The organism is Desulfococcus multivorans (genome assembly GCF_001854245.1).
Taxonomy (GTDB): Bacteria; Desulfobacterota; Desulfobacteria; order Desulfobacterales; family Desulfococcaceae; genus Desulfococcus; species Desulfococcus multivorans.
This window is the reverse complement of record NZ_CP015381.1, coordinates 1,922,017-1,937,591: the sequence shown is the minus strand read 5'-3', so window position 1 is coordinate 1,937,591 and position 15,575 is coordinate 1,922,017. Positions and strand designations below refer to the sequence as shown.

15 protein-coding genes are annotated in these 15,575 nt (G+C 54.7%); 8 read left to right on the top strand and 7 right to left on the bottom strand.

The genetic code is table 11. From position 1 onward, the window contains the following. Positions 1-46: 46 nt before the first annotated feature. A complete protein-coding gene (locus dmul_RS08415) occupies positions 47-679 on the bottom strand; it encodes a TetR/AcrR family transcriptional regulator (RefSeq protein WP_020875655.1) in 633 nt (210 codons plus the stop codon). Positions 680-928: 249 nt separating this feature from the next. Between dmul_RS08415 and dmul_RS08410 the strand changes: the two genes are divergently transcribed. Both dmul_RS08410 and dmul_RS08405 read left to right on the top strand, forming a co-directional pair. Beyond that, the gene (locus dmul_RS08410) at positions 929-1,729 is read left to right on the top strand and encodes a hypothetical protein (RefSeq protein WP_169829052.1); all 801 of its coding nucleotides are present in this window, start codon (positions 929-931) and stop codon (positions 1,727-1,729) included. 96 nt (positions 1,730-1,825) lie between these two features. Beyond that, positions 1,826-2,068 (top strand): tetratricopeptide repeat protein, encoded by a 243-nt coding sequence (locus dmul_RS08405; protein ID WP_020875653.1) that lies wholly within the window; start codon positions 1,826-1,828, stop codon positions 2,066-2,068. A gap of 58 nt (positions 2,069-2,126) precedes the next feature. Here dmul_RS08405 and dmul_RS08400 read toward each other — a convergent pair whose 3' ends face one another. Both dmul_RS08400 and dmul_RS08395 read right to left on the bottom strand, forming a co-directional pair. After that, on the bottom strand, positions 2,127-3,413 hold the full coding sequence (locus dmul_RS08400) for a two-component system sensor histidine kinase NtrB (protein WP_020875652.1): 1,287 nt from the start codon (positions 3,411-3,413) through the stop codon (positions 2,127-2,129). Between the two features lie 79 nt (positions 3,414-3,492). Next, positions 3,493-4,701, bottom strand: coding sequence for a type II secretion system F family protein (locus dmul_RS08395; RefSeq protein ID WP_020875651.1), 1,209 nt, complete (start codon positions 4,699-4,701; stop codon positions 3,493-3,495). A 567-nt stretch (positions 4,702-5,268) separates the two neighbouring features. On the opposite strand from dmul_RS08395, the gene dmul_RS20605 reads away from it, so the two are divergent. After that, a complete protein-coding gene (locus dmul_RS20605; protein WP_020875650.1) occupies positions 5,269-6,432 on the top strand; it encodes a TerD family protein in 1,164 nt (387 codons plus the stop codon). A 125-nt stretch (positions 6,433-6,557) separates the two neighbouring features. On the opposite strand, the gene dmul_RS08385 is transcribed toward dmul_RS20605, so the two are convergent. The 4 genes from dmul_RS08385 to mltG form a co-directional block, all read right to left on the bottom strand. Then, on the bottom strand, positions 6,558-7,091 hold the full coding sequence (locus dmul_RS08385; protein WP_020875649.1) for a TerD family protein: 534 nt from the start codon (positions 7,089-7,091) through the stop codon (positions 6,558-6,560). Positions 7,092-7,208: 117 nt separating this feature from the next. Further along, complete coding sequence (locus tag dmul_RS08380; protein ID WP_020875648.1) at positions 7,209-8,456, bottom strand: SLC13 family permease; 1,248 nt, start codon at positions 8,454-8,456, stop codon at positions 7,209-7,211. 111 nt (positions 8,457-8,567) lie between these two features. Continuing rightward, positions 8,568-9,563 carry a beta-N-acetylhexosaminidase gene (gene nagZ, locus dmul_RS08375; protein ID WP_020875647.1) on the bottom strand — a complete coding sequence of 332 codons (996 nt, stop codon included), beginning with the start codon at positions 9,561-9,563 and terminating at the stop codon, positions 8,568-8,570. After that, the gene (gene mltG, locus dmul_RS08370; protein ID WP_020875646.1) at positions 9,560-10,618 is read right to left on the bottom strand and encodes an endolytic transglycosylase MltG; all 1,059 of its coding nucleotides are present in this window, start codon (positions 10,616-10,618) and stop codon (positions 9,560-9,562) included. Before mltG ends, nagZ begins: the two co-directional genes overlap by 4 nt. Positions 10,619-11,139: 521 nt before the next feature. On the opposite strand from mltG, the gene dmul_RS08360 reads away from it, so the two are divergent. From dmul_RS08360 to dmul_RS08340, 5 genes are all read left to right on the top strand, one after another. Next, complete coding sequence (locus tag dmul_RS08360; RefSeq protein ID WP_020875645.1) at positions 11,140-12,306, top strand: radical SAM protein; 1,167 nt, start codon at positions 11,140-11,142, stop codon at positions 12,304-12,306. A gap of 209 nt (positions 12,307-12,515) precedes the next feature. After that, positions 12,516-12,743 (top strand): 4Fe-4S dicluster domain-containing protein, encoded by a 228-nt coding sequence (locus dmul_RS08355; protein WP_020875644.1) that lies wholly within the window; start codon positions 12,516-12,518, stop codon positions 12,741-12,743. Position 12,744: 1 nt separating this feature from the next. After that, on the top strand, positions 12,745-13,893 hold the full coding sequence (locus dmul_RS08350) for a 2-oxoacid:acceptor oxidoreductase subunit alpha (RefSeq protein ID WP_020875643.1): 1,149 nt from the start codon (positions 12,745-12,747) through the stop codon (positions 13,891-13,893). A gap of 3 nt (positions 13,894-13,896) precedes the next feature. Beyond that, entirely contained in the window at positions 13,897-14,703 is an 807-nt protein-coding gene (locus tag dmul_RS08345) for a 2-oxoacid:ferredoxin oxidoreductase subunit beta (RefSeq protein WP_020875642.1), read from the top strand. Then, complete coding sequence (locus dmul_RS08340) at positions 14,703-15,248, top strand: 2-oxoacid:acceptor oxidoreductase family protein (protein ID WP_020875641.1); 546 nt, start codon at positions 14,703-14,705, stop codon at positions 15,246-15,248. The genes dmul_RS08345 and dmul_RS08340 overlap by 1 nt, the downstream gene beginning before the upstream one ends. Positions 15,249-15,575 lie beyond the last annotated feature (327 nt).

Genomic DNA, 15,575 nt, shown 5'->3' with positions numbered 1-15,575 from the left:
GCCCGCTGCCGACCGCGTCACATCGGTTGGGCGGCGGGTTGGGTCTTTACGCCTTTTTCAACCCCCTGACAAATACCTCAAAGGCGATTTTCAAGGTATCCCTCAGGTAATCCTTGTTGCCGTTAATGATGCTCTTGCTCGATTCCCAGAGAATGACGCCCGAGAACAAGGACCAGAAAATATCGGCAAGCGCGATGGGGTGCTCGTCGATAAACACCCCCTTATCAATGCCTTCCTGAAAAATTCCGGCAATTACGCCGAGGGACTTCCTGGACAAGTCCTCGATTTCACGTAAAAGTTCGTCCGAAAGATTTTTGAGGGTCTCGCTTGATTGCAGATGGAACATGTTGATGATGATGAGCGGATCAAACTCGTAAACGTCGAACATCGCCTCATTGAGGGCTTCGACCTTCTGAATGGGGTCCATCTCGTTATTTCCATTGACATGTTCGAGGCGTATGATTAGATATTGCAGAATTCGCAGCGAAAGGGATGCATAAAGTTCATCCTTGTTCTTGAAATAGAGATAAAGCGTTCCCGGACTGAGTTCGGCCTCCTTGGCGATGTCCTCCATAGTCGATTTATTGAAGCCTTTGTCCGAAAACACGCGTTTGGCAGCCACAATGATCTGTTGCCGACGCCGCTCTCGTTCCCTCTCTTTTCTTTCTCTGATGCCCATTTGATCACTTCCTGAATATTATTTATTTGAAAGGCGATCATATATTTTATATTATCAATTTGGTCAAGCAAAAAATATTCATACCGGGGCCGTTTTCAATGCGTAATTGCCAAAACAGATGAAATGAGATATTTAACTATTTGTTGCCTATCCTTTCGATTTCATCAATCCGGCGATGAAAGGCGGGGGCCATACTGTAAAATAGAGCAGCGGGAACATCGAGGAAGATCAACCCGGCTGAAGGAGGCGATGATGGCACACGAGGATTTTTCAGAAGCATTGGCTGACGAAGTACTCACCGATATGGCCAACAATTTTTTCGGAGATCGGGTTCAACTGGAAGAACATATAAAACTGTTGCATAAAACCGCCGACATGCTTCGTCTCAAGGAAGGCGACGTCAACGATAAGGCGGCCTTCCTCGGTTATCTCATGGTGACGCCCCAGGCGGCCCGATCCCTCTATGAGGCCATCGGCCTTGACGCCGAAGCCTTCCCTGTCAAGGGGGAGCTGATCGAAAACGCCTTGCCGGATGTCGTGCCGTCCGCCCTGACGCGCAAGGGCGAATATGTCAAATGGGTGCTGTGGGCATACGAGGCGTTAGCAGTCGCCTGTCATAACTATAACCACGGCACTCTGACGGACCGTCCCGAAAAAGGGCGAATCCAGGTCGACGACGCCGACTATCGCCTGCTGGAAAGCATGTGCATTCTTATCAACGAAGAGGTCGACCGCATCAACAGTCGATGCCTGCCAAGTCAAATCCTCCAGGCCGCCAAACGATTCGATCAGGCAACCCAGGCCAAGGAACATTTCACGGGGGGTGGAACGTATTACGGCGACGAGTGTTCCCTCAACAGAGACCTGGCCTTCAAACATATTGAATTCAGCTCGCTCAACGTCAAAAAAATGCCCGAACTGCCCGATGTGGATGCGGTTCGAAACAGCCTCATCAAAGCAGCCAAGGCGAACTATGTTCAAAACAAGGCACGGATCAACGACATGATGAATTTCATCAGGGAGCGTTGTCGTTCGGCCGCGGAAAAATGACGACACATCACCCCGTATCCGATGGATGATGCGCTGCATCGGTCGTGCATAAGAGGCGTTGGGCACCGTAAACACTACATTCTAAAGGAGGGCGACATGATGAGACGCCTTATGTTGATCGCTCTGGCGACCTTCACCTTTTTTGTCGGGGCGTCCTGCTCGGAGCGACGCGCCGAGGAGCTGTTTGACACGGCCCGGCTGGAGGAACGGCAGAACAATCCCAACCATGCCCGGCAGCTTTACCTGGAACTGTTGAAGAAATACCCGGACAGCGCCGTTGCCGCCGAGGCGCAAAAACGACTCCAGGCCCTGTCCGGCAATCCAGGGGATCAGCCCTGATCTATCCCATACTCAACCTTCGACTATCATAGGCCGGTGCCGGGAGGATACGGGTATGTCAGTGTTTCAAGATCGTCGAGGGATCGACGGTGGTGAAGGTGAGGGTGAAGATAGTGCCCTTCCCAACGACGCTTTCAACGTCAAGACGACAACCGTGGGTTTCCATGATGCGGTGAACGATGGAGAGTCCCAGCCCCGTACCTTTGGGTTTGGTGGTCATGAAGGGATCAAAGACGGCGTCGATTTTGTCTGTCGGTATACCGCATCCGGTATCCTCGATCGTAACGACGGCGGTGTGACGTTTTGTTTCCCGAACCTCGATATTGATCGCGCCGTCGTTCTCGATGGACTCCACCGCATTGAGAAGAAGGTTCCAGAAAACCTGCCTCAGCTGCCCCGGATCCATCTCGACCCATATGCCCGCCTCGATGCGCCTCGAAATCGTGATCCGCTGGGACAAGTCGGTATTTTTATCAAAAATATCGGATGTTTCTGATACCACTCCTCCTAAATTGATCACCTCGCGCCGGCCTGCCGGCGGCTTTGCAAAAAGAAGGAAATTGTTCACGAGGGAACTCAGGCGGTCCGCCTCACGCAGGACGATCAGCATCAATTTTCGATGCCCACGGCCATGGCCGTCCAGGCTATCCTCCTTCAACAGCTGGACCGATCCGATGAGGGAGGCCAACGGATTACGGATTTCATGGGCAAGGCCCGCAGCCATCTCCCCCACGGCGGCCATGATCTCCACGCGTTTGGTATAGGATGCCATGGCCGCCAGTTCTTTCCGGGAATCCCGCTCCTGCTCCGCGATGATACCGGTCAAAAACGCCACCACAAAGCATGCCGCCATGATGATCATAACCTTGTAGAGTACGTAACTCCAGGCATAATCCGCGGCCGTCAACTCTCCCATCCTGCCCATGGGGCTGAGAACGCCGTAGAATTCGAGATCAATCAGAATCCCGTACTGGATGCTGCACAAGGCCGCCATGATCAACCCGCCCTTACGGTAGAGCAGAATGCCTGCGTACATAATCACGACAAGATAAAGAAAAAAGAAAAGACTTGAAAAACTGCCGGTCAAAAATATGATGAGCGAGATCGCCACGGTATCGATGACGATTTGTACATAGGTCAGTCCGGCAGTCTTTTTGAAGCGCTTGAGAAGGACGGCGTAGCAAAAGGAAACCGTCAAGAGAAAAACGATCAGTCCGTACAGAACGATCAAAGACGGTTCCTTAAACGAGAGTCCATCCCTGATGTGGAGCGCAACGGTGGACCCCATCAACAGGAGCGTGAACAGCAGCCGGAAAAAAATCAGCCATTTCAGCTTGACATGCATGCCGTCACCCTCGGCGACGGCGGGTCGACTACTCAAAAAGTGCGGGGAATTCAAACGCAGCGCCTTTCGGGTCGTTCGTCTATGCGATACCGCTCGCCATGCTGAAAATCGGCAGGTACATGGCGATAACGACCCCACCGACCACGACGCCCAGAAAGCAGATCATGAACGGCTCGATCATTTCCGTAAGCCGCTCGACGGCCTCATCAACCTCTTCATCATAAAAATCGGCAATTTTAACCATCATCGTATCCAGGGCGCCCGTAGACTCGCCGACGGCGATCATCGAGCAGACCATGGGTGGGAATACGCCGCTGCCGGCAAGCGGGGCGGCCATCGTTTGCCCCTCCTTGATGCTGGACCGGACATCGTAAATGGCGGTTTCGACGATCTTGTTTCCCGCAGTTCTGGCCACGATATCCAAACCGTCCAGAATCGCTACGCCGCTGGCCAGCATGGTTCCCATGGTCCTTGTGAACTTGGCGACGGCCACCTTCCGGATCAGTCCCCCAATCACCGGAATTCCCAAAAGCCGGCGGTCGATGATGCGCCGCCCCTTTTCCGTACCGTAATATTTCTTGACGGTAAATCCCAATAAACCCGCGCCGATGATCATATAAAGGATGTTGTCCTTGGTAAATTCACTGGCACGGATCACCATCATCGTAAGCGACGGCAGGGCCTGCCCCATTTCACCGAACATTTTCTGAAATACCGGAATAACGAAAATCATGATGACAATGACGACGGCGACGGCGACGAACAGTGTAATGGCCGGATAAAGCATGGCGCTTTTGACTTTGGCTTTCAAGCGTTCCGCTTTTTCGAGCGTTTCCGAGAGCCGTTTCAGAATGGTGTCCAGAATACCACCCGCCTCTCCGGCAGCAATCATGTTGACAAACAGGTCGTTGAATTCATTCGGATGTTTTTTCAACGCATCGGCGAGCGTGGCACCGCCTGCAAGATCCTCCTTGACCGCCTTCAGAATCTTGACGAAGGTTTTGTTCTCAGCCTGTGCGGAAAGCAGTTCAAGGCATTGAATGATCGGCAGGCCGGCGTCGATCATGGTCGAAAATTGCCGACAGAATACGATGATATCCTTATTGGTCACCTTCGGTTGAAGAAACGAGATGTTTTCGAGGATATCCTTGGGCTTTTCCTTTACCTTGATACTGTTGAGGCCCCTTTTTATAAGCTGGCTCCGCGCCGTCTCAAGGCTTGGGGCCTCGATCTGACCACTCTGTTCAAAGCCCCTGCGGTTTTTAGCCTTCCATACGTATTCCGCCATGATTCCCCCTCGTGCTCACCCCGGTACAAGTGATGAGTCGATTCGACGATCCGATTCATTGCCTGTCGCCGTGATCGACGACGGATTGTCGCTTAGACCACGCCGCATCCTTCGGTTTCCATGTATGACTTCCCAACTTTTCGGTATTCAGGAGCCGATGCCGGCAGGGGACGACCTGCGCCGTTCCATCAGATGCGCAGGCTGAAAGCTGAAGGCTTATATCCCCCGTCATACTTCACTCTTCAGCCTTCAGCCGCTATCCGGTTACCCTCACGAAAGCCGAAAGATGTATTAACTTTTTAAAATAAAGTCGGATAGTCGTATGTGAAGTTTTGCATATAACATAGGTTTTAGATTTCATGAAGGCCAAAATACAGCCGGCATTTCATTGTTCACAGCCTGCAGGCAATTAACGGCCGTTGGCTTTGCCGAATATTTTCTCCTTGACATTCAAGACCCGAATTGATTGGAGTTGAGAACTTTCAGTGGAAGGGTGAACCGGCCGCGACCGTTTTTCCCCCATCGCATACACTTCATTTTCATGCACCCCAACAGGAGACAATTCCAATGGAACTCAAGCAGAAAGGAACCAAGGCCGACATCGGGGCCTTTAAAAGGATGGATATATCCCTGATATGGCGCGCCGCCGTCGATCTGGATCTGATGGCCTTCTACCGGACCCGGGACGGTCGCACCGGCGGCGTCTATTCCGACAACTACGAGGGTGGCACCCTGGGCGCCCTGGACGCGTTTCCGTATATCCGCCTGTCCGGAGATGCGGGGGTAGGCGGAATCGGAGGAAACAACCGTGAAGTTATGAGCATCGCCAGGATCGATGACTTCGAGGAGATCTATATCTGCGCCCTCAATTTTACCGATGCCGTCGTTGGGGAATCTCACCTATTCGCCGACTACGACGCCAGGATCGAGGTGACGACCGACCGGGGTGAGACCCATTCGATCCCTCTCGACTCGACCCAGCCGGGCTCCGTAGCGGTGATCTGTCGGTTCGCAAGCGGCTTTATCGCCGGCGAACTGGTGAACGACAGCCGGGTGATGAACCTGGAATCCTTTCGGGCCGAAATCCCCGGTGCCGACCGACTGAAAATCGCCTCCAAGGTCACCCTCAAAGAAAAAGGCGACAGCTTTGCCATCAAACCCAAAATCACCGCCGGTGAAATCCTCATCAACCTCAACTGGGATCAATCCCCCCAAGAGAAGGTGCAAACCGGCTTTTTCTCTAAACTCCTGGGCGGCAGGAGCGGCGGGGCCGTGGATCTCGATCTCGGCTGTCTCTTTGAATTGCAAAACCAGGCCAAAGGCGCTGTTCAGCCTCTGGGAAACAGCTTCGGCAGCTTTGACGCTCCGCCGTATGTTCTGCATCTGGGAGACGACCGCAGCGGCGCCTGGACCGAAGGGGAAAACATAAAGGTCAATCTGGCACAAATGCACCGACTCAAGCGGCTTCTCATCTTCACTTACATTTACGAAGGCGTGCCCAACTGGACCGCCACCAACGCCGTCGTCACCGTAAAAGTTCCGGGGCAACCGCTCCTCGAGGTGCCCATGGGCAGCCAGACGGACTCCCGGAATTTCTGTGCCGTCGCCATGATCGAGTTCAGCGCCGGTGAACTCAAGGTCACCAAGCTGGTGACCTTCCATCAAGGCCATCCGGATTGCGACAAGACTTACGGCTGGGGCCTCAAATGGGTGGCCGGCAGCAAGGAATAGACAGGCGCCCGGCCGGAGACGGCGTTTCGGGATGCGAGACCTTGCAGCGGGAAGACCCCGGCGCGCCCCTGTCCGGCGTCGGGGTCTATATCAAGGGAACGGATGGAATCGGGGAGGATCCCATTTCATCCGTTGATGATATCCATCAGCTGCTGCAGTTTTTTCAGGCCTTTCAACGTACCGGCCTTGCTGCTGTTGATCAGCTTCGCGCCGAGAGGACTGCTGTTGTCGATGGTGGCGATAAGCGCGACATTCCCCATGTCCCCTGTGTCGAGATCCACCTTGTGGGAGGTGCCCTTGTCATCCAGAACCGTCATGGAGACATCGCTCTCCTTGAACCGGGCGGGAGCGCCCTCCTGAACCTTGCCGTAATCCCAGCAGAGCAGCCAGACGGATTTCATATCGTCCAGATTGGTGATTCGCATGGTTTCCTCGTTGTTGCCGCCGGTATCGCCGACCCCTTCGTCGCCGCTCAATTGCATGAACGGAAATGCATTGAGATCTCCCAGCTCGCCAAAGTAAACCAATCCCTGTTTGCCGTTCTTATCCTCGTAGGCTGCGGCAAGATCAAAATCGGCGGCCGTGCTCCATTTCATTTTCACCATCAGCTGCTTGAATCCGCCGACGTTCGCCGTTGATCCCTTCTGCTTCAAATCCATTTTTTTCTCCTTTCACGTGTCGCTGTCATCGGTTGGGTGCATTCCCGAACCAAGCGCTTCTGTTTTTATCGTCTGAAAAACAGAATAGTCAAATGAAAAATCCCGGACCCAGCGGCTTCAACCGTAGACTCGAGGGAGCATCCAATGCATCCAGACGGCAATGCAGACGGTGGTTCCCATGTTGAGAAGCAAACCGAGACTCATCATTCTGACCAGGGAGGTTCCCTTCATCTCGCCGAAAGCAAAGGCGTTGCAGGGTGTGGCGATGGGCGTCATGAAGGCACAGGTTGAGGCCGCCGAAACCGCGATCATGAGCTCGATGGGAGAAAAACCGGTTTTCACTGCCGTAAAATAGGCGATGGGGAAAAAAGCCGTTGACACCAAGGTGTTACTCAAGGCCTCGGTCATCAGAATCACGATGCCGACGGTGAAGAGCATCACGGTGAAAGCCGACGCCTTTTCAGGGAGAAGCTTTCCGTAAAAGGCAGACAGGGTCATGTCGAGGTCCAGGAATCGCACCACCAGCACCAGGATCGCCACGGGAATCAGCAGCAGAATACCCCGCCGAGGGAAGTCCTCGAACAGATCTCCCGGTCGCATCAGGGGCGCCTCACCCGAAAACGGTATTTCCCAAAACACCAGGCGACAGAAAGCCGCAAAATAAACCAGGCACACCAGGGGCGTCCATGCTGCAAAACTCGACCAGACCCCTTTGATCACCGCCTCTACGGTCCAGAAGACGATAAAGATCAGAAACAGCAGCGCCCCCGATCGCCGCACCCCATACAGCGTCCGCCACGGGTGCTGCGGGGGGGGACCGGCCGTCCGTGGACGATTTTTGACATCAAAGCGCTCAAAAGATCCGCATCCCACGGCCACGACTCCCCATGCCAGCAGAACCAGCAGCGTGACCAGAGGAATCGACCACAGGAACCAGTTGAAAAACCCGATCAGCTGCCGTCCGGGAACCTGGTAGAGATCCATGGCGCCGATGAGCAGGAGGTTCGCGGGGCTTCCGACGATAGAGCCCATGCCCCCGATATTGGCGCCGTAAATGACGGACAAGGTCAGGGGCGTGACCACGCGATCTCTGAGCCCTGGATGAAAACGCTCCTTGATATCCTTCAGCACCGGCAGCAGTGTGAGTACGGTGACGGCGTTGGGAATGAAAAAGGAAAGCAGCGTTGCCGAAAGAATGATATAAAGGAACAGCCTGCGGGGATTACCGCCGCTCCGTCCAAGCGCCGCCGCGACAAATCGCTCTGTCAGACCGGTGACGACCAGAAGACGATAAATCAGGTATCCGTTGATAAACATCAATAGGAGGGGAAGACGGGACCAGAGATACAGAAATGCGTCGTTCATTGTTTAACACCGGAAAGCCTTCACTTTTTCGCTGTGATCCCATTCAAGAAGCCCTCAAGCCGGTCGCGAAAATCGGATGCAGGTGCTGCGGCGAACTGTTTGAGAATGACTTCAGAGATCCTTTTTTTTCATGAGGATCCGTCTCAATGACGATGTGGGCGCCAGGACCGCCTGGAGGTCTGCATCCATCACTTTCACGAGGTTCTCATAAGCTTGAACGATTTTAGGGCTTTTGTGGCAAATCAGCGCAATGTCGATGTCGGCAAGCACAATTCGCTGAATAATCTCACTGATGCCGAAATGACGGTTGACGGCGCCCATGTCCAGGTCGTCGGTAAGAACGAGGCCCCCGAATCCCATTCGGGAGCGAAGAAGATCCCTGGCGATGCGAACGGAGAGGCTGGCCGGCCATTTGGGATCGATTTTACGGTAGAGGATGTGGGAGAGCATGACGCCCGAAACCGATGCTTCGACGGCAGCGACAAAGGGCGGCAGGTCCACGGTCTCGATATCGGTCGGATCGAGGTCGACCATAGGCAACGCCAGGTGCGAATCGAGGAGCGTCCGGCCGATGCCGGGAAAATGCTTGGCCACGGCCATGATGCCGCCTGCCTGGAGCCCCTTGATGACATGACATCCCAGGCGAGCCACCCATGCCGGATCATGGCCGAAGGCGCGGCCCTCCATAACGCTTCCGAAGCCAAGGGGGGCCACGTCCAGCACCGGTGCCATGTTCATGTTGATCCCGACGCTTTTGAGCTCCGCCGCCGTCACGGCGGCAAAATGGTCCGCATCCTCGACTCCCGTCATGGCGGAGTTTCCGGGAAACTCGGTAAACGGCCGCTTCAAACGCGCCACCAAACCGCCCTCCTGATCGACGGCGATGAAAAGGGGCGGCTGTCCGCATCCGTTGGCGCAGACCTGGACCGAACGGCAAAGTTCGGCCACCTGGGCCGGTGATTCGATGTTCCGGGCGAAAAGGATGATACCGCCGACCTTGAGATCCTCGATCAGAAATTTCAGTTCCGCATTGAAGGTCGTTCCGTCAAACCCCACCATCAACCGTTGCCCCGCCATTTGTTCCGGGGTATAGTCCTCCGCGTTCATTGCTTGTTTTCCTTATGATCTTTTCCGCCGAGCTGATAGCGCCGTACCGCCTGGTTATGCTCGGTCAGACTTTTTGAAAATTGATGGGTTCCGTCGCCGCGAGCCACGAAATAGAGGAAATCGGTCTCCTCCGGGAAGAGAACCGCCGAAAGCGACGCTCTCCCGGGACTGGCGATGGGACCTGCCGGCAATCCGCCGAGCTGATAGGTATTGTAAGCGGTGGGGGTATTCAGGTGTTCTCGGGTAACGTTGCCGTCAAAATTCTCGATCCCATAAATGACCGTCGGATCGCTCTGCAACCGCATGCCCTTTTTCAGCCGATTATGGAACACCGAGGCGATCAGTCGGCGCTCTTCTGGAACCCCCGTCTCTTTCTCGACCATGGAGGCCAATGTCACGACCTCGTGGCGCGTAAGACCCATCAGCCGGGTCCGGTCCGTCCACTCCGGCGTATAAACGGCTTCGAACCGGTCGAGAAGGGCCTGGATAATCTGCTCGACCGCCGTGTTCCGCGGAAAATAATAGGTATCGGGAAAGAGATACCCCTCAAGGCTCTTCCCCGGGATCCCCCTGGCTGCGGCGAACTCCGGATCCGTTACTTTAGAAAGAAAACGCTCCGGCACGCCCATGCCTTCCCTGTCGAGAAGGGCGGCGATCTCCCGAAGATTGAACCCTTCGGGTATGGTCAGGGCGCGCAACACCACTTTTCCTCTGGCCAATTTATCGAGAATCTCAATAGGCGACATGGCCGAAGTGAAAAGATATTCCCCGGCCCGAATCCGCCGGTCATATCCCAGAAGCCGCGCCAGGAGTTTGAATCGGCGTGGATCCGCCACGACACGGGCATCCACGAGTCCCTTCAATATATCCGAAAAATTCTGGCCGGGAGGAAGAACAACAGTCGTCTCCCACGCTCCCGAATCGTTCGAACGGCCATGGGCGATCGGTTGCCGGGCAAAAGCTGAAAGATCGGATGCCAAATATATTGCAGCTGCGGCGGCACAGACGGACAAGAGTCCGCCGACAGCCGCCATGCCGAAAATCCATTTTTTCACTATCCAAGACCCCCTGTTTTGAATGAGGCCTCAACCTTCGACTTTCATGATAGTGACCGGATAGCGGTGCCGGGAGGCTACGGCCTGTGAAAGTCGAAAGTCGAGTCGAAAGTTGAGTGAGGACATATGTCAAAGACTCACGCTTGTCAAAGAGATTTCCTGTCCCGGGGCCGTCTCGACTTGATCCGTCCGGGATTCTGGTATATCATTGAATTCAAAATGACTTTCGATAAGCCTCGATGTCCGGAGACGGCTCACGCCCCGCGCGGCTTCGTTCAGGAACCGTTGAAACGCTCTCCGGACAGCCTGGAAACACGCTGACGCCCGAACAGTCCCGACCGCCGATCCCTTGCTGAACCTGAGCGACACACAAATATGCTTTCCAGGGACGTTGCCGTTTTCCGACATCACCGCTTTCCGTTCATCATCACCAAACTCGAAGGGTGAGACTGTTTCACGAAACGCACAGAATCCTTCGGTTGAAAACCTTAGCATCAACATAAATCGAGAGGAGATCCTTCATGCCCTCCGGCAAAAAAGAAAAACAATCCTACAGAGGATTCGAACAGGGGCCCATTCGCCCTCCCAGTGAAGCCGACAGTCTTTTGATCCGGGTCACCCGAAACTGTCCCTGGAATTTCTGTACCTTCTGTCCCGTTTACAAGAGTCGACGTTTTTCCCTCCGCCCGGTGGCTCACGTCATCCGGGATATCGATGCGGTGCATAAGTACGTGACGATGCTGAAGGAGAACACCGGCGGTACGGGACGGATCAGCATGGCGACGGTCCGGGAGCTGTCACCCAAGGTCAGCTCCGATGAAACCGGTGCTTTCCAGGCGGCCCTTCACTGGTTTTCCGGTGGTCTTGCCAGTGTCTTTCTTCAGGATGCCAACAGCCTTATCATAAAGCCTCAACACCTCGTAGAGATCCTTCTCCATCTCAAACGCCGTTTTCCCTGGATCGAGCGGATCACCTCCTATGCCAGATCACAGACAGTGGCCCGTATCTCCGATGCGGACCTTTCGGCCATCCGACAGGCCGGACTCAACCGGATTCATATCGGACTGGAATCCGGATCGGACAAGGTGCTCAAGTCCGTTCGAAAAGGGACGACCAAGCAAATGCATATTTCAGCAGGGATCAAGACCCGGAAAGCCGGGATGGAACTCTCGGAATACGTTATGCCGGGGCTTGGCGGCAGGACGCTTTCCAGGGAACACGCCGTTGAGACGGCCGACGCGCTGAACCGGATCAATCCTGACTTTATCAGGCTTCGCACGCTTGCTCTTCCCGAGCATATACCGTTGTTCGAGGAACACCGTACCGGAGCATTTGAAAAATGCACGGATCTGGAAACGGCGGCAGAAATTCTGACATTCATTCAGCACCTCGACGGCATCACGAGCACCCTCAAAAGTGATCATGTCCTGAACCTCTTTCAAGAGATCGAGGGCGTCCTGCCGGGAGACAAGGCCCGATTGACGTCTTTCCTCCAGGATTTTCTCGATCTGCCGCCCGAACGCCAAACCCGGTATATGGTCGGTAGACGGCTTGGGATATTTCGCCGCCTGGATGATATGACATCGCCTTACCGAATGCAAAAAGTCGAAAGCATCTGTCAAAAAAATGAAATAACGCCACAAAATGTTGATGAGATTGTCGGGAAACTGATGAAACGATTTATTTGATTTTTTTTAGCCAACATTTTATATGGGTTGGTAATAAATATAAATCATTTTATATTTTTCATTTATATTATGATGAAATGATTTATTTCAATAAAATAAATCCACTCACGCTTTTCCTTGACTTTCATACCCAATGACAATAAGGACCATCCCATATCCAGATGATTTGGATCCGAAAAACATCATCAACACCCTGAATAGGAAACCCAATGCCGAAGAAAACACTCAAGGAACATTCCATCAATCGGGAATGGTGCAAGGGGTGCGGTATCTGCGTCCACTTCTGCCCCAAGAATGTGCTGGCGCTGGACGAGATGGAGAAAGTCATCGCCGTTCGCCCGGAAGACTGTATCTGCTGCAAGCTGTGTGAAATCCGGTGTCCGGACCTCGCCATCGAGGTCATTCTCGAACCGGAAAAACAGGAGGCTTCTGAATAATATGAACGACAATGTAAAATTTGTTCAGGGCAACGAGGCCTGCGTGGAAGCAGCCCTCTATGCGGGCCTGGATTTTTTTGCCGGCTACCCGATCACGCCGTCCACGGAGATCGCCGAGCACATGGCCGTACGTCTGCCCCGGCTTGGCCGCAAGTTCATTCAGATGGAGGATGAAATTTCATCCATCTGCGCCATCGTCGGCGCCTCGCTGACCGGGCACAAGGTCATGACGGCCACCAGCGGACCGGGCTTCTCCCTGATGCAGGAGGGATTGGGTTACGCCATCATGACCGAAATCCCCTGCGTCATCGCCAACGTGATGCGGGGCGGCCCCTCAACGGGTCTTCCCACCAGTCCCAGCCAGGGCGACGTCTACCAGGCCCGGTGGGGGGTTCACGGCGACCACGCCATCATCGCCCTGACGGCATCCAACCATCAGGACGTCTTCGAGATGACGGTATATGCCTTCAACCTGGCTGAAACCTACCGGACCCCGGTCATTCTCCTCTTCGACGAGGTCATCGGCCACATGCGGGAAAAACTTGTCATCCCCGAACAAGGCGCCATCCCCGTGGTGGACCGTCTCCGCACCTCCGTCAAGGCGGGGGTCGACTATCATCCTTACCTGCCGCGGGAGGATGGACGTCTGCCCATGTCCGACTTCGGCGGAGAACATCGTTACAACGTCACGGGTCTGGCCCATGACATGTGGGGTTTCCCCTCGTCCAATCCCTCGGTCGTCCATGGCCTTCTCCGGCACTTGGTGGACAAGATCAAAAACAACGTGGGGGATATCACCCGCTACAAGGAATATTATATGGAAGACGCCCGGACGGTGTTGATCTCCTATGGTTCATCGGCCCGCTCGGCCCTTCATGTGGTGGAGCATCAACGGCGTCGCGGAGAGCGGCTCGGGCTTCTGGAACTGCAGACGCTGTGGCCCTTTCCTTATGGCCTCATCGATGAAAAATGCGCCAAAGCCCGTCACATCGTCGTGGTGGAGATGAATATGGGCCAGATCACTCGAGCGGTAAAGCGCGCCGTGAAGGACCCCGAGCGCGTGGTACTGGCCAATCGGATCGACGGGGTTTTCATCACACCCACCGACATCAAGAATATCCTGCGACTCGTTCAGGGAAAGGGGGTGTAACCCATGGCCGTCAAAGATTATATTCGTGAACGTTTCTTTCCGCATATGTGGTGCCAGGGCTGCGGCCACGGCATCGTCCTGGGCAGTCTCATCCGGGGCGTGGAGCAGCTCGGTATGAGCAAGAACGAGATCGTCATGGTGTCGGGCATCGGTTGTTCATCCCGGATCTCCGGCTATGTCGACTTCCACTCCCTTCACACCCTGCACGGCAGGGCACTGGGCTTTGCCACGGGTGTCAAGATGAGCAAGCCCGAGTTGAATGTCATCGTACCCATGGGGGACGGCGACGCGCTGGCCATCGGCGGAAATCATTTCATCCACGCAGCCCGGCGCAATATCGCCATGACGGCCGTCGTCATGAACAACCGGATCTACGGAATGACCGGCGGCCAGTACTCGCCCCTCTCCGGTTACGGCACGTCGGCAACCACGGCGCCCTATTCCAACATCGACCATGATTTCGACGTCGTCCAGCTGGCCAAGGCGGCCGGGGCCTCCTTCGTGGCGCGCACCACCACATATCACGCCAGACAAATGACCGAAATCCTGAAGGCCGCCATCCTCCACGAAGGCTTTTCCGTCGTGGAGGTCATGACCCAGTGCCCGACCTATTTCGGACGTAAAAACAGGATGGGCGGAGCCGCCGAGATGATGGAGTGGTTCCGGGACAACACGACGCCCATCGGCTCCAAGGCCAAACAGGAGAATCCGGCCCTGATCGAACGCGGCATCTTTATTCAGGAGGAAAAACCGGAATATTGCGCCGAATACGATAAGGTGATCGAAAGAGCAATGGGAGGGCGGCCGTAATGGAAAGATGCAGACTCGTATTTTCAGGCTCCGGCGGCCAGGGCGTGATCACGGCGGCCATCATTCTGGCCGAGGCGGCCGTACTTCATGAAAATCTCATCGCCACCCAGGCCCAGGCTTATGGTCCCGAAGCTCGCGGCGGGGCCACCCGGTCGGATATCATTATATCCGACTCGCCCATCCGTTACCCAAAGGTCACCCAACCCAACGTATTGGTCTGTCTGACACAAGAATCCTATAATAAATTCAGTTCGATCGTACGACCCGGCGGCATTCTCCTCACCGATTCCCGCTTTGTGAAGATGCAGGCCAGGGTGGATGCACGTCAGATTCAGCTGCCCATGTACAAGACCGTGATGGCGGAGATCGGCAAGCCCATCGTCTTCAACATCTGCATGCTGGGCGCCGTCATCGGCCTCACCGACGTCGTCTCCCCGGAATCGATCATGAAGGTGCTGTCCACCCGCATCCCCAAAGGCTTCATCGAGGTCAATCAAAAAGCCCTGGAGTCCGGGCTCGCCATGGGAACAAAAGTGAAACCTTAAATATCGGCAGGATCGACCCATATCGGCTGAAGGTTGATCGAACCTTCAGCCGCCGCACCCCTTCTATCCATGACATCCCGGGGAATCGTCGAAGATCCTCCGGGATGCGCCGCCCCAACAACGCCTTTTCGGTTCCGGCGCGTCATGAGACGACATCCCCATCTCTTCGAAAACACCGACAACACCATGCCCGGCTGGTTATCATGTACAAGCCGGGTTTTCGTGATTATGATCTTTCTGAATGCATGTAATTATCAAACCATTTCTATTGACTTCTAATTATCAAACCATTTAAAACAACAGCATCCCATCCATCAATACGAGGAG

Bases quoted from the DNA above. Each gene is read 5' to 3' on its own strand.
- dmul_RS08415 (WP_020875655.1), bottom strand. From the start codon at position 679: ATGGGCATCAGAGAAAGAAAAGAGAGGGAACGAGAGCGGCGTCGGCAA.
- dmul_RS08410 (WP_169829052.1), top strand. From the start codon at position 929: ATGATGGCACACGAGGATTTTTCAGAAGCATTGGCTGACGAAGTACTC.
- dmul_RS08405 (WP_020875653.1), top strand. From the start codon at position 1,826: ATGATGAGACGCCTTATGTTGATCGCTCTGGCGACCTTCACCTTTTTT.
- dmul_RS08400 (WP_020875652.1), bottom strand. From the start codon at position 3,413: ATGCATGTCAAGCTGAAATGGCTGATTTTTTTCCGGCTGCTGTTCACG.
- dmul_RS08395 (WP_020875651.1), bottom strand. From the start codon at position 4,701: ATGGCGGAATACGTATGGAAGGCTAAAAACCGCAGGGGCTTTGAACAG.
- dmul_RS20605 (WP_020875650.1), top strand. From the start codon at position 5,269: ATGGAACTCAAGCAGAAAGGAACCAAGGCCGACATCGGGGCCTTTAAA.
- dmul_RS08385 (WP_020875649.1), bottom strand. From the start codon at position 7,091: ATGGATTTGAAGCAGAAGGGATCAACGGCGAACGTCGGCGGATTCAAG.
- dmul_RS08380 (WP_020875648.1), bottom strand. From the start codon at position 8,456: ATGAACGACGCATTTCTGTATCTCTGGTCCCGTCTTCCCCTCCTATTG.
- nagZ (WP_020875647.1), bottom strand. From the start codon at position 9,563: ATGAACGCGGAGGACTATACCCCGGAACAAATGGCGGGGCAACGGTTG.
- dmul_RS08360 (WP_020875645.1), top strand. From the start codon at position 11,140: ATGCCCTCCGGCAAAAAAGAAAAACAATCCTACAGAGGATTCGAACAG.
- dmul_RS08355 (WP_020875644.1), top strand. From the start codon at position 12,516: ATGCCGAAGAAAACACTCAAGGAACATTCCATCAATCGGGAATGGTGC.
- dmul_RS08350 (WP_020875643.1), top strand. From the start codon at position 12,745: ATGAACGACAATGTAAAATTTGTTCAGGGCAACGAGGCCTGCGTGGAA.
- dmul_RS08345 (WP_020875642.1), top strand. From the start codon at position 13,897: ATGGCCGTCAAAGATTATATTCGTGAACGTTTCTTTCCGCATATGTGG.
- dmul_RS08340 (WP_020875641.1), top strand. From the start codon at position 14,703: ATGGAAAGATGCAGACTCGTATTTTCAGGCTCCGGCGGCCAGGGCGTG.